The following is a 12,921-nucleotide window of genomic DNA, read 5'->3' on the forward strand; positions in this document are numbered from 1 at the left end:
GCGCTCGGCGGCGCGCTGAGGGCTTGCGCACGGGTTCGTCACGGGGGCGGTCGGCGACCTGGGGTTGGCCTGACAATCGGCTGCGAGTGTTCAAGGTTTCAGGGCATGGCAGCCATGTAATCGGCGGGTTGTCGCTCGCCCGAACGTGTTGTAGCGGACCACTCGGGCCAATAAATTTTTGAGCGGCGCGAAAAATAAAATGAATAATGACGATAAACTGCACATCCGTTCCGCCAATGTGCAATATAGTCTGATGCCGATGAACCGGCGTCACGTTCTCGGCGGCGCGCTGGCGGGTCTGGCGGCGACGGCTCTGCCGGGTTCGCCCCTGCTCGCGGCGGACGAGCCCCGCAAGGTCGATGTCCTGCTGATCGGCGGCGGCATCATGAGCGCGACGCTCGGTGTCTGGCTGCGCGAACTCGAGCCCGACTGGTCGCTGGAGATGGTCGAGCGGCTCGACGGCGTGGCCCTGGAAAGCTCCAACGGCTGGAACAATGCCGGCACCGGCCACTCGGCCCTGGCCGAGCTGAACTACACCCCGGAGGATTCCAAGGGGAACGTCCAGATCAACAAGGCCGTCGAGATCAACGAGGCCTTCCAGGTCACGCGCCAGTTCATGGCGTGGCAGGTCCAGAAGGGCGTGCTGAAGAACCCGCGCTCCTTCATCAACTCCACGCCCCACATGAGCTTCGTCTGGGGTGACGACAACATCACCTTCCTGCGCAAGCGCTACGAGGCGCTGAAGGCGAGCCCGCTCTTTGCCGGGATGGAGTTCTCGACCGACCCCGAGCAGGTCAAGAAGTGGGTCCCCCTGATGATGGAGGGCCGCGACCCGAAGCAGAAGGTCGCCGCCACCTGGTCGCCGCTCGGCACCGATTGCGAGTGGGGCGAGGTCACTCGCCAGTACATCGCCTCGCTGAAAAGCGGTCCGAAGTTCGACCTGCGCCTCTCGACCGAGGTCGAGAGCTTCGAGCGCAACAAGGACGGGACCTGGCGCGTCACCTCGAAGAACCTGAAGGACGGCAGCCGCCACACGGTCGATGCCCGGTTCGCGTTCATCGGCGCGGGCGGCGGCGCGCTGCACCTGCTGCAGGCCACCGGCATTCCCGAGGCCGACGAGTATGGCGGCTTCCCCGTCGGCGGCTCGTTCCTCGTCACCGATAACCAGGACGTGGCCCTGCGCCACCTCGCCAAGGCCTACGGCAAGGCCTCGGTCGGCTCGCCGCCGATGTCCGTGCCGCACCTCGACACGCGGGTGCTCGACGGCAAGCGCGTGATCCTGTTCGGACCGTTCGCGACCTTCTCGACCAAGTTCCTGAAGGAAGGCTCGTATTTCGACCTGCTGACCTCGACCACCACCAGCAATGTCTGGCCGATGGTCCGCGTCGGCGTCGAGCAGTACCCGCTGATCGAGTATCTCGCCGGCCAGGTGATGCTGTCCGACGAGGACCGCTACCAGGCCCTGCGCGAGTACTTCCCCGATGCGAAGAAGGACGAGTGGCGCCTCGTCCAGGCCGGGCAGCGCGTGCAGATCATCAAGCGCGACCCGGAGAAGGGCGGCGTGCTCAAGCTCGGCACCGAAGTCGTGAGCGCCAAGGACGGCAGCATCGCCGCCCTGCTCGGCGCCTCGCCGGGCGCTTCCACCGCCGTGCCGATCATGCTGACCGTGCTGGAGAAGGTGTTCGCGCAGAAGGTCGCCAGCCCCGAATGGCAGGCGAAGATCCGCCAGATCGTCCCGAGCTACGGCACGAAGCTGAACGGCGATCCGCAGCGGGTGCAACAGGCGCTGGCCTATACCAGCGAGCACCTGCAGCTCACCCCGCCGCCGCAGATCGGCACCCCGGCCCAGCCGACGCCCGCATCCGAGATGGGGACCGTCAAGTCGGTCCCCGACATGGCGCCGTAACTTGGCACCGTAACCTGGCGCCGTAAGGTGATCGGGGCCGGAGCGGACCGTCAGGCCTCCGCTTCGGCCCCGTCCTCGATGTAGAGTTCTTCCAGCAGCACCTTGATCACGGCCACGAGCGGCAGCGCGAGCGCCACGCCCCACAGGCCGAACAGCACGCCGAGCAGGAGCTGGCCGGCGAAGATCGTCGCCGCCGGCAGGTCGAGGGCGCGGCGCTGGATGAACGGGGTGAGCCCGTAGCTCTCCGCCGCCTGCACCGCGAGGTAGACGCCGAGCGCCCCGAGCAATCCGTTCAGCCCCGAAGCGAGGCTGCTCAGCACGATCACCAGACCCGCGATCAACGGCCCGATGGTCGGCACGAAGGCGAGCAGGCCCGCCTGGAGCCCGAGGATCAGCGCACCGCCGATTCCGAGGAAGCTCAAGCCCGCCCAGGTCAGCACGAAGATCGCGGCCATGGTCACGAGCTGCCCGAACAGCCAGTGCCGCAGGGTCTCGCCCGATCCGTCGAGGACGCGCGCGCCCTTCTCGCGGTGGCGCGGAGGCACGAGCCGCAGGGCGCCGTCGCGGTAGCTCCCCGGGTCGGCGGCGATGGCAACACCGAGGAAGACGATCACGAGGACGTTGCCGAGCGCGTTGAACAGCGCGATCACCACGGTCGCCGCCGGACCGAGCACGCTGCCGGCATCCGACAGCAGCGAGCCGGGGCTCTTGAGGGCGCCCGAGGCGAGGCCGGCGAGGCCGCCTTCCTTCTCGTTCTTGTCCTTGCCCGCGTCCTTGCCCGTATCCTGGCCCTTGCCTTCTCCGGCCTCCGCCGGTGCCCCCTGCGACAGGTCGATCTCGACGCCCGCGCTCCTTCAGCCAGTCGCGCACGGTCTCCGATTGCTGGCGCACCGTCGTGCCGAGATCGCGTGCCTGGCTCGCCACGGTGGCGCCGCCGAAGGCCGTGAGCCCGAGCGCGAGGGCGGCGAGCACGAGGCTGGCGATCGCGAGGCGCCACCCGCGCCCGATCGGCAGCACATATCCGAGGCCCCGGGTCACCCCATCGAGGAAGACCGCAAACAGGATGCCGGAAAAGATCAGCAGCAGCGTCGCCGCCGCGGTCCAGGCGAGCCAGAGGGCGGCGGCGAAGGCCACGACCGCGATGCCCGCGGCCGCGAGGCGCCACGCGCCCGGCGGGTTGGCCGGCGGGCTGAAAGGGGGAGCCGTCATGGTTCGGGGGATCCGTTCGCAGTTCATGCGGGGCTAAAAAAGACCCCGGGACAATCGGTGATGTGTCAGGCCCGAAATTCAGGTCCGAAATTCAGGCCCGGGATTCAGACCCAGGCTTGGGCAGCGGCGGCGTCGGCCTCCGTTGCCGCGACCCAGCCGCCGGTGGTGCCGTCGGCGAGGTGCTCGCGCTTCCAGAACGGGGCGCGGGTCTTGAGGTAATCCATCAGGAAGTCGGCCGCGGCGAAGGCAGCCTTGCGGTGCGGCGAGGCGGTGACGACGAGGACGATGCCCTCGCCCGGCCGCACCAGCCCGTGGCGGTGGATCACCCGCAGGGCCTGGACCGGCCAGCGGGCGCGCGCCTCCTCCACCACGCGGGCGATCTCGGCCTCGGCCATGCCGGGATAATGCTCCAGCTCCAGCGCGGCGAGCCGGCCCGCCTCGTCGCGGCAGAGGCCGGAGAAGGTCACCACCGCCCCGGCCCGGCCGGCCAGTTCCGCCTCGATCCGGGCGATCTCGGCGGCGGTGTCGAAGGGCTCGGACTGGATGCTGACCGTCATGACCCACACATGACCCATATTGAGGGAACGCGTACGCGGCGCCGACAGACCGGCCCCGGCGTTTCGCGCCGGCCCGTGACCCCCTTTGCCCGTGAGCCTATATGGCTCAACAATAGGACCGCGCCACCGGCGCCGTTTCGACGAACAGCGAGCCGCGACGTGACGCCCGACCTGATCCTGCCCTACGACGGCATCCTGCCCGTCTTCGCCAGCCGCCCCGTCTGGTGCGGGCGCGCCAGCACCGTGATCGGCGCCGCCACCCTCGGGGCCCAGGCCTGGCTCGGCGACGACAGCGTGATCCGCAGCGACGGCCAGCCGATCACCGCGGGCGACCGCTTCTGGCTCGGTGCCCGCTCCACCGTCCACATCGCCACCGAATCGCTGCCGACCCATATCGGCGACCGGGTCACGGTCGGCCGCAACGCGGTGGTGCATGCCTGCACCGTGGGCTCGGACGTGGTGATCGAGGACGACGCGATCATCCTCGACGGGGCGATCGTCGGCAACAACGTGCTGATCGAAGCGGGCGCCACCATCTTCCCGCGCTCGAAGCTCGAGAGCGGCTTCGCCTATGGCGGCAACCCGGCCAAGCGCCTGCGCCCGGTGACGCCGGAGGAACTGGCCGAGCGGGCCGAGCGCCTGCGGGAGGCGTCCGGCGAGGCGGCGAGCCCGGCCGCGCATCCTGAGCCGCCCGAGACCGAAGAGAGCGTGTTCGTGGCCCGCACCGCCCGGCTCTCCGGCCGCATCGCGCTGGGCGCCGGATCGACGGTGCTGTTCTCCTGCGAACTCGCCGCGGAGGTCGGGCCGATCGTGGTCGGCGCCGACACCAACATCCAGGACAACACGGTGATCCGCAGCCGCGGCGAGGGCGTGGTGATCGGGCGCGACACCACGATCGGCCACAACGTGCGGATGGCCGATTGCCGGATCGGCGCCCGCAGCCTCATCGGCATCGGCTCGGTGCTGGCGCCGGGCACGGTGGTGGCCGACGACGTGATGCTGGCCGGCGGCGCGACCACCGATCCGGGCCAGTTGCTGGAGGGCGGCCATCTCTGGGGCGGGCGCCCGGCCCGCATCCTCGGCACCCTCGACGCGGCGAAGCGCGCGATGATGAGCCACATCGTCGAGGGCTATTGCCGGCACGGGCGCGAGTACCGGCTGCTGCAGGAGCAGGAGGGGTAAGGCCATCCGCGCCCTCTCCAACGCGCCGTCCCCGGAGTCGATAAAGTTATGATGAGCCGTCTCTCGATGCTGACGCTCGGCGGCCGGAAACGGTTCGACGATCTCAGCGAGCAGGAGATCCTGGCCCTCGCGATCGGGTCCGAGGAGGAGGACGGCCAGATCTACCGCGCCTATGCGGGACGCCTGCGCGGCGACTATCCCCATTCGGCCGCCCTGTTCGACGCGATGGCGGAGGCCGAGGACGAGCACCGGCGCCGCCTGATCGCGCGCTACAAAGAGCGCTTCGGCGATTTCATCATCCCGATCCGGCGCGAGCACATCGCCGGCTATTACAGCCGCAAGCCGGTCTGGCTGATGCGCAATCTCGGGCTCGACCGGGTCCGCGAGGAGGCCGCCGCGATGGAGCGGCAGGCGCGCGATTTCTACCTCGCCGCCGCCCGGCGCTCGACCGACGCCGACACGCGCCGCCTGCTCGGCGACCTCGCCGCGGCGGAAAGCGCGCACGAACGGACGGCCGAAGCGCTGGCGGACGAGCATCTCGGCGGCTCCGTCCGCGACGAGGAGGACGCGGCCGCGCATCGCCAGTTTATCCTGACCTGGGTCCAGCCGGGGCTTGCCGGCCTCATGGACGGGTCGGTCTCGACGCTCGCGCCGATCTTCGCCACGGCGTTTGCCACGCAGAACCCGTGGACGACCTTCCTCGTCGGCCTCTCGGCCTCGATCGGCGCGGGCATCTCGATGGGCTTCACCGAGGCCGCGCACGACGACGGCAAGATCTCCGGGCGCGGCTCACCGCTGAAGCGCGGCCTCGCCTCCGGCGTGATGACCGCGCTCGGCGGCCTCGGCCACGCGCTGCCCTACGTGATCCCGAACTTCTGGCTGGCGACGAGCATCGCCTTCGCCGTGGTCTTCTTCGAACTCTGGGCCATCGTCTGGATCCAGAACCGCTACATGGAGACGCCCTTCCTGCGCGCCGCCTTCCAGATCGTGCTCGGCGGCTCCCTCGTGCTCGCGACGGGCATCCTCATCGGCGGCGCCTGACGGGCCCGTGGACGAGCGCGCCTACCCGCAGGCGATCTGATCGCAGCGCCGCATTGCCCCGATCATCTTCGCCAGCGACTTCACGCCGGGATGGCCGAGCACGCCAGTGTTGCCGAGGACGTAGGAGGGGGTCGCGGTGAGGCCGAGATTGGCCGCGACGGTCATGTGGGCGCGCATCGCCTCGCGCACCTCGTCGCTGTCGGCGATCTGTTCGAGTTCGGCCCGCGTCACCCCGGCCTTGGCACCGATCTCGAGCGCCTTGAGCCCGTCGATCTGGCCCTTGGTGGCGAGAAGCTGGCCGTAGAAAGCGAAGGCCGCCGCCGAGCCGAGCTTGCGCTGGACGGCGAGCGAGACCTTGGCGGCCTGGGCCGACATCGGTGAGAGGATCGGGTTGTGGACGAGGCCGATCCGCAGGGCCGGATCGCTGGCGGCGAGCGCAGTGACGTCGGCGGCGGCCTTGCGGCACCAGGGGCAGTTGTAATCGAAGAACTCGTAGAGGGTCACCTCGGCCTCGCGCGGCCCGACATAGGTGACGCCGCGCAATTCCTGGATCTGCCCGGTGATTTCGCCGGGCAGCCGCATGTTGGCCACCGGCCGGCCCTCGTCGTTCTCGACCTTGAAGGTCTGGCCATAGCTCTGCGCGGCGGCAGGGCCGGCGATCGCGAGGCCGAGCGAGGCGGCGAGGAAGCGGCGGCGGTCGAGGCTCATAGGCGGATCCCTGATCGGGCGCGGTCTGAGCGGACCGCGCATGACGCGCTATATCCGCCGAGCATGGTTTATTTTTGCACCGCTCGGGCCGGCAATCCGACCGCCGAGCGACCGGCCGGTTTCGGCATGAAGGGGATGCGGTCGTTTCAGGCGAGGACTTGCAAGCCGTGTTTTTGGACCACCGCCAGGAGCTTCAGCGCCATGCCGCTGGGACGTTTGGCACCGGTCTCCCACTTCTCGATCGTGCTCTCGCTGGTGTTGAGATAGCGAGCGAATACCGGCTGGCTGACGTTGTTGGCCTCGCGGAGCCTCTTGATCTGGGCCGGCTCGATCATGTCCGGCACCATCAGGTGGCGCGCATCGAAGTCGCGCATGGTGGCTTTGTCCAGCGCCCCGACCTTATGCAACATGGCTGCCGAGGCGTGAATCGCCTCGGAAATGTCGCTCCTGTACTTACGCTTTGTCGCCATCGCAGATTTCCAGAAGGTCCTTGTCTGATACGAGTTTGTCGATCTGCTCTTTAGCTAGAGAAGCGTAACCCTTTGCGAGCAGCTTGAAGTCCCTCAGCTCATCGTCATCGATGTTATCGCGATCCTTCTTGGCGAAGAGGTATTCGTAGATCCAGTATCGTCCGCCTTTCGCTAAGATCATGCTCCGGTGCATGTTCTTGTTCAGGCGCTTCTTGAAGACCCCGCCGCCGAGATCATCCGCTTGGCCGGCCATGACCTCTCGGAGAGCCTCACAAAGCTCGGAATCTCTTATGCGCGCTTTGCGGGCCGACCGAGCAAAGACGGCGGTCTTGAAAGCTCGCGAGACATTCTCATCGGCGTCAGCATTCAGGCGGTCGTCGACCATGCACCAAGATAGCACTGAGTGCTATCTTTTTAAAGGGCACCCTCGAAGGACCTTTCAGGGATCTGGATAACCCTTCGAGGCCGATGCTCCGCGCCGGCACCTCAGGATGAGAGATCAGATGGGATCACGTCCCCCAACCCAACCCTCACGCCGCCTCCGCCGTCGCGGCCCGCTCGCGTGCGAGCTTCGTCACGCTGACCTGATCGACCTTGCCGGTGCCGAGCATTGGTAGTCCTTCGACGACGACCACCTCGGCGGGGACCGCGACGTCGGCCGCGCCCCGGCTCTTGGCGTGGGTCTGGTAGGCGGCCCGCGTCGCGCCCTTGGCTTGCGTGAACAGGATCAGGCGCTCGCCCTTGCGGGCATCGGGCACGGCGGCCACCGCGCTCGGGGCGTCGGGCCAGAGTTCGGCGGCCAAGGCCTCGACGCTGGCCAGCGACACCATCTCGCCCGCGATCTTGGCAAAGCGCTTGGCCCGGCCCTTGATCGTCACGAAGCCGTCGGCATCAAAAGCGACGATGTCGCCGGTGTCGTACCAGCCGTCGGCGGGCGGCTCGAGCACGCCGGGGTTTTCCGCCCGCAGGTAGCCGAGCATGATGTTGGGGCCGCGCACCATGAGGCGTCCGCCCTCCTCGATGCCGGGCACGGGCTCGAGCCGCGATTCGATGCCCGGCAGCAGCCGGCCGACCGTGCCGAAGCGGTTGAACATCGGCGTGTTGAGCGCGAGCACCGGCCCGCATTCGGTCACGCCGTAGCCTTCCAGGATGCGCAGGCCGAATTTTTCCGCCCAGGTCTTGCGGGTCGCCTGCTTCACCGGCTCGGCGCCGGCCACGACGTAGCGCAGGGAGCGCAGGTCGTAGGAATGCGCCATCTTCGCGTAGCCGGTGAGGAAGGTGTCGGTGCCGAACAGGACCGTGGCGTTGGTGCCGTAGATGAGTTCGGGCACGATCCGGTAGTGCAGCGGCGAGGGGTAGAGGTAGACCGGCACACCCGAGATCAGCGGCAGCACGAGCCCCGCCGTCAGCCCGAAGGCGTGGAACACCGGCAGCACGTTGAACACCTTGTCGCGCGGCCCGAAATCGATGCGGGCAGCGACCTGCGCGGTGTTGGCGAGCATCGCCCGGTTGGCGAGCATCACACCCTTCGGCGTGCCCTCGCTGCCTGAGGTGAACAGGATCGCTGCCGGATCGCTGCCATGCCGCGCGACGAGAGGACGGCGGGGCTCCAAGAATCCGCGGATCTTGTCGCCCGTGGTGACGCCCGCCCGCACGTCCTCGAGATAGATCAGGCGCAAGGTTCCCTGGATGCCCTCGATCAGGGCGCCGAGGCGCCCCTTCTCGATGAAGGCGCGCGAGGTGAGGAGGGTGTCGACCTGCGCCGCCCGGCAAGCCGAGAGCACCGCGGCGGGGCCGGCGGAGAAGTTGATCATCGCCGGCACGCGGCCGGCACTGGCCAGCGCGAAGAACGTCACCGCCGCGCCGTTGGCGTTGGGCAGCATCAGCCCGACCGGCTTTTTCGCGTCGGGCAGCAGCGCCTGAAGCTTCCGGCCCAGGATGTTGGCGCCCATCACGAGGCGGGCATAGCTCATCGTGCCCGAGACCGGGTCTTCGAGCGCCGTGCGCCGCCAGCCGTGAAGCTGGCCCGCCTCGATGAGCGCGGCGAAGACGCCGCGGTCGATGTCGGCGGTCTCGAAGACGAGGTCCGACATGATGTCGTAGAGCGCCGCGCCCGCAGCACGACGGCGGTTCTTGCCCTTGAGTTCGGGATCGACGTGGAGGCGGACCGGCGGCATGATCGTCACCGTCACCTTCGGCCACCACGCCCGGCGGACCTGATCGCGCTTCAGGCGCGAGAAGATGGTGCGCTCCGGCCCGTCGATCTTCACCGGCACGACCATGGCGCCGGACTTGTCGGCGATGAGGCCCGCGCCGTCATAGACCTTCATCAGGCTGCCCGTGACGGTGAGCCGGCCCTCGGGGAAGATGATCAGCGTCTCGCCGCTTTTGACCGCGTTGATCAGCGTGCGGGTGGCCAGCGGCCGCGTCGGGTCGAGCGGCATCGCCTTCGTCACCTTGAGGAACGGCTTCACCCACCAGCGCTGGGCAATGCCGTGGTCGATGGCGAAGACCGGTTCCTTGTCGAGCAGCGAGAGCGCCAGCGGCGCGTCGAGGAAGGAGACGTGGTTGAGGGCGACGATGGCGTTCGGGCCCGCCTTCTCGACGTTCTCCAGGCCCTTCACCTCCAGGCGGTAGAAGGCGCGGAACAGGATCGAGAGGGCGTCGCGCAGGGGGTTCGTCGGCAGGGTCACGAGGATCACCGCGCCGGCGATCAGGTTGAGCACGGCCACGAGGCCGAGAAGCTGCGCCGTGGAGAGGCCGAGACCCTGAAGCACCGCGAGCGCCAGGGTGCCGGCGACCATGAAGGCGGCCGTCAGCACGTTGACCGCGCCGATGACGCGGGCGCGCTTGGCCTTCTCGGTCCAGGCCTGCACCGCGGCAAACGAGGGCACGACGTAGAGCCCGCCGGCGACGGCGAGACCGAAGAAGTCGATGGCGATGCGCAGGCCCGAGCCGCCGGAGATGAAGTCCCAGGCGCCGACCGGCTCTCCGATGGCGGGGCTCACCTGCGAGACCGTCCAGGCGAGGTCGAGCCCGAACAGGCCCATCAGCACCGCGCCGACCGGCGTCGGCAGCAGCACGATGCGCCCGCTCGCGAGCCACGAGGCGAGGCCTGAGCCGACCGCGATGCCGACGGAGAAGATCGCGAGCAGGGTGGTGGCGACGATCTCGGTGCCGTTGAGGGTCTGGCGCACCAGCACGGGCATCAGCGAGAGGATGACCACGCCGACGAGCCAGAACCAGCTGACGATCACCGAGCCGCGCCACAGCCGCGTGTCGGACCACAGGTCGCGCAGGAGTTCGGCGGTGGAGCGGGCGACGTTGCGGTCGACATGCAGGTCGGGCGCGCCCTCGCCGGTGGCCGGGATCATCCGCGCGGCGAGCCAGCACAGGACCGCCATGCCCATCAGCCCGGCGCCGAGCCCGAGCGCGTGGCCGCCCATCGCCATGGCCAGACCCGCGGTGATGGTGCCGAGCAGGATGGCGAGGAAGGTCGCGGCCTCGACGAGCGCGTTGCCGGCGGTCAGCTCCTCGCGCTTCAGGTGGTCGGGCAGGATGCCGTACTTGATCGGCCCGAACAGCGCCGCGATGATCCCGAACAGGCCGAGGGCCGCGAACAGCAGCGGCACCGAGTGCAGCCAGAAGCCGAGCACCGAGAGCAGGGCCGCGAAAATCTCCGCGAATTTCAGCCGCTTGGCCAGCACCGCCTTGTCGTAGCGGTCGGCCATCTGCCCGCCGAGGCCCGACAGGATGAAGAACGGGCCGATGAACACGGCGCTGGCCAGCGTCACCAGCACCCCGCCCGAACTCTCGCCCCGCGCACTCACCTGAAACAGGATCAGCAGAGCGAGCGCGTTCTTGAGGAAATTGTCGTTGAAGGCTGAAAAGAATTGGCACCAGAACAGCGGCGCGAAGCGTCGCGTCGTCATCAGTGTGCGGAACATCGTGGTCTCTCCCGGCTCCGGGCATGACTGCCTGCCGACGGCGTAGGCGTCAAATCCGTTTTTTGCACGGTGTTCAAAATGAACGCGGTCCGAGCCGGCTGCAAGCTTGATATTGCACGGCGTGCAATCTACCCCAGATGCCGCGTGCGAACCGGCACGGGAACGGGCGGCGCGCAGGCACGGAGACCGATTTGGCAAAAGAGGCGGCAAGAGACTCGGCACCCAAGGCACGAGGCAGCGGACCGCGGGGCGAGCACGACCGCGAGGGCTTCATCGCGCTGGTTGCGGGCGCGGCGGAGAGCCTCGTGCGCAACGAAGGCTATCGTGCGCTCGGCATGCGGCGGCTGGCGGCGGCCATCGGCTACGCGCCGAACTCGATCTACAACGCGGTGGGCGACCTCGATCAGGTGGTCCTTCGGGTCAACGCCCGCACCCTGGCCCGGCTGCATACGGCGCTGAGCGCCGTGATCGATCCGGAGCGGGCGGCGCGGGACAACGCCCTGGTCCTGGCCGACGCCTATCTCGTCTTCGTCGCCGCCGACCCGCGGGTCTGGAGCCTGCTGTTCGAGCATCTCGTCGCGCCGGACCAGCCGTTTCCGGACTGGTACGCCGCGGCCCTGGCCGAGCCGGTCATGCTCGTCGATACGGTGCTGGCGCCGCTGATCGTCCCCGCCGACGAGCGCCGCCGGGCGGTGGCCGCCCTCTGGGCCGCCCTGCACGGGCTCGCCATCGCTCTCGACCTCGCGCAAGCTCGCCGTGCTCACCCCCGACCCGCCGCAGGATCTCGCCCGGCTGCTGGTGGGGCGGTTTCTGGGGTGATTTTTTGCGACCCTTTCCGCCCGGCGGGAAGGGTGGTGCGCGAGCGGAACCGGCCGGCGGTCTTCAGTGAGACGCGAAGACGGGTATAGAGCCCGCAACACCGCCCGACCGGATCCTTCGATGACTCACCCTTCCGTCCCGACGCTGCGCCACTTCGCGGAGGTCGCCGAGCGCTACGACCTGATCCTGTGCGATGTCTGGGGCGTGCTGCATGACGGGACGCGGGGCCATGTCGCGGCCGGCGAGGCGCTGATCCGCTTCCGCGGACTCCCCGGACCCCGGCCGCGTCGCGTCATTCTCGTCTCGAACGCCCCTCGCCCCTGGCAAGGCGTCCAAAAGATCCTCGACGGCTACGGCGTGCCGCGGGAGGCCTACGACGCGATCCTCACCTCCGGCGATCTGACCCGGCGGCTGATCGCCGAGCATCCGGGCGAGCGGGTGTACCATTTGGGGCCGGAGCGCGACGCGCCGGTCTTCGATCGCCTCGACCTCACCCTGGTGCCGGCGGCAGAGGCGCAGCGCATCGTCTGCACCGGTCTGTTCGATGATGATACCGAGACGGCGGAGGATTACCGCGAGGCGCTGGCTGAGTTCCGCCAGCGCAAGGTGCCGATGATCTGCGCCAACCCCGATCTCGTGGTCGAACGCGACAAGAAACTGATCCCCTGCGCCGGCCTGATCGCCCAGGCTTACGAAGCCATCGGCGGCGCGGTCGTCTATGCGGGCAAACCCTATCGGCCGGTCTACGAGACGGCGCTGGCCATGGCCGGGGAACTTGACGGCCTGCCGCCGCCGGACACGCGCCGCACGGTGGCGGTGGGCGATGCGATCCGCACCGACATCGCCGGTGCGGCCGGCTACGGCATCCCCTCGGTCCTCGTCGCCCGTGGCATCCATGCGGAGGAACTCGGCGTCACGGCCGAGCATCACAGCCTCGGCGACATCGCCGATTGGCTGTCGCGCCAGGAGGTGAAGCCCGACGCGGTGATCGAGCGGCTGGTCTGGTAATCGCGGAGGTCAGCGGAAAGCCGGCCCCCCTTCCTGCCCATTCTATGGCTCTTACGCAGTCCGATCCGCGCGGA

General features: G+C 68.8%; 9 protein-coding genes and 2 pseudogenes. 5 read left to right on the forward strand and 6 right to left on the reverse strand.

Going from position 1 to position 12,921, the window contains the following annotated elements; all coding sequences use genetic code 11:
• Positions 1 to 253 precede the first annotated feature (253 nt).
• Complete coding sequence (mqo, locus tag M2437_RS25485) at positions 254 to 1,906, forward strand: malate dehydrogenase (quinone) (RefSeq protein ID WP_253389039.1); 1,653 nt, start codon at positions 254 to 256, stop codon at positions 1,904 to 1,906.
• A gap of 50 nt (positions 1,907 to 1,956) precedes the next feature.
• Here mqo and M2437_RS25490 read toward each other — a convergent pair.
• Both M2437_RS25490 and M2437_RS25495 read right to left on the reverse strand, forming a co-directional pair.
• Positions 1,957 to 3,115, reverse strand: a pseudogene (locus M2437_RS25490) (AI-2E family transporter).
• A gap of 104 nt (positions 3,116 to 3,219) precedes the next feature.
• The gene (locus M2437_RS25495) at positions 3,220 to 3,672 is read right to left on the reverse strand and encodes a molybdenum cofactor biosynthesis protein MoaE (RefSeq protein WP_003597736.1); all 453 of its coding nucleotides are present in this window, start codon (positions 3,670 to 3,672) and stop codon (positions 3,220 to 3,222) included.
• A gap of 159 nt (positions 3,673 to 3,831) precedes the next feature.
• On the opposite strand from M2437_RS25495, the gene M2437_RS25500 reads away from it, so the two are divergent.
• Entirely contained in the window at positions 3,832 to 4,854 is a 1,023-nt protein-coding gene (locus M2437_RS25500) for a gamma carbonic anhydrase family protein (RefSeq protein ID WP_056111938.1), read from the forward strand.
• A 48-nt stretch (positions 4,855 to 4,902) separates the two neighbouring features.
• The gene (mbfA, locus tag M2437_RS25505) at positions 4,903 to 5,895 is read left to right on the forward strand and encodes an iron exporter MbfA (RefSeq protein WP_253389041.1); all 993 of its coding nucleotides are present in this window, start codon (positions 4,903 to 4,905) and stop codon (positions 5,893 to 5,895) included.
• 21 nt (positions 5,896 to 5,916) lie between these two features.
• Here the strand turns inward: mbfA and M2437_RS25510 are convergent, their stop codons facing one another.
• From M2437_RS25510 to M2437_RS25525, 4 genes are all read right to left on the reverse strand, one after another.
• Positions 5,917 to 6,603 (reverse strand): DsbA family protein, encoded by a 687-nt coding sequence (locus tag M2437_RS25510; protein WP_253389042.1) that lies wholly within the window; start codon positions 6,601 to 6,603, stop codon positions 5,917 to 5,919.
• A 146-nt stretch (positions 6,604 to 6,749) separates the two neighbouring features.
• Positions 6,750 to 7,073 carry a helix-turn-helix domain-containing protein gene (locus M2437_RS25515; RefSeq protein WP_003597728.1) on the reverse strand — a complete coding sequence of 108 codons (324 nt, stop codon included), beginning with the start codon at positions 7,071 to 7,073 and terminating at the stop codon, positions 6,750 to 6,752.
• The gene (locus tag M2437_RS25520) at positions 7,057 to 7,458 is read right to left on the reverse strand and encodes a type II toxin-antitoxin system RelE/ParE family toxin (protein WP_253389043.1); all 402 of its coding nucleotides are present in this window, start codon (positions 7,456 to 7,458) and stop codon (positions 7,057 to 7,059) included. The genes M2437_RS25515 and M2437_RS25520 overlap by 17 nt, the downstream gene beginning before the upstream one ends.
• Before the next feature lie 145 nt (positions 7,459 to 7,603).
• Complete coding sequence (locus tag M2437_RS25525) at positions 7,604 to 11,020, reverse strand: acyl-[ACP]--phospholipid O-acyltransferase (protein ID WP_253389044.1); 3,417 nt, start codon at positions 11,018 to 11,020, stop codon at positions 7,604 to 7,606.
• Positions 11,021 to 11,325: 305 nt separating this feature from the next.
• Here M2437_RS25525 and M2437_RS25530 point away from each other — a divergent pair.
• Positions 11,326 to 11,839: pseudogene (locus M2437_RS25530) on the forward strand (TetR/AcrR family transcriptional regulator).
• Between the two features lie 120 nt (positions 11,840 to 11,959).
• Complete coding sequence (locus tag M2437_RS25535; RefSeq protein WP_253389046.1) at positions 11,960 to 12,847, forward strand: TIGR01459 family HAD-type hydrolase; 888 nt, start codon at positions 11,960 to 11,962, stop codon at positions 12,845 to 12,847.
• Positions 12,848 to 12,921 lie beyond the last annotated feature (74 nt).

The sequence above is a fragment of the Methylorubrum pseudosasae genome (genome assembly GCF_029504475.1).
Taxonomy (GTDB): domain Bacteria; phylum Pseudomonadota; class Alphaproteobacteria; order Rhizobiales; family Beijerinckiaceae; genus Methylobacterium; species Methylobacterium extorquens.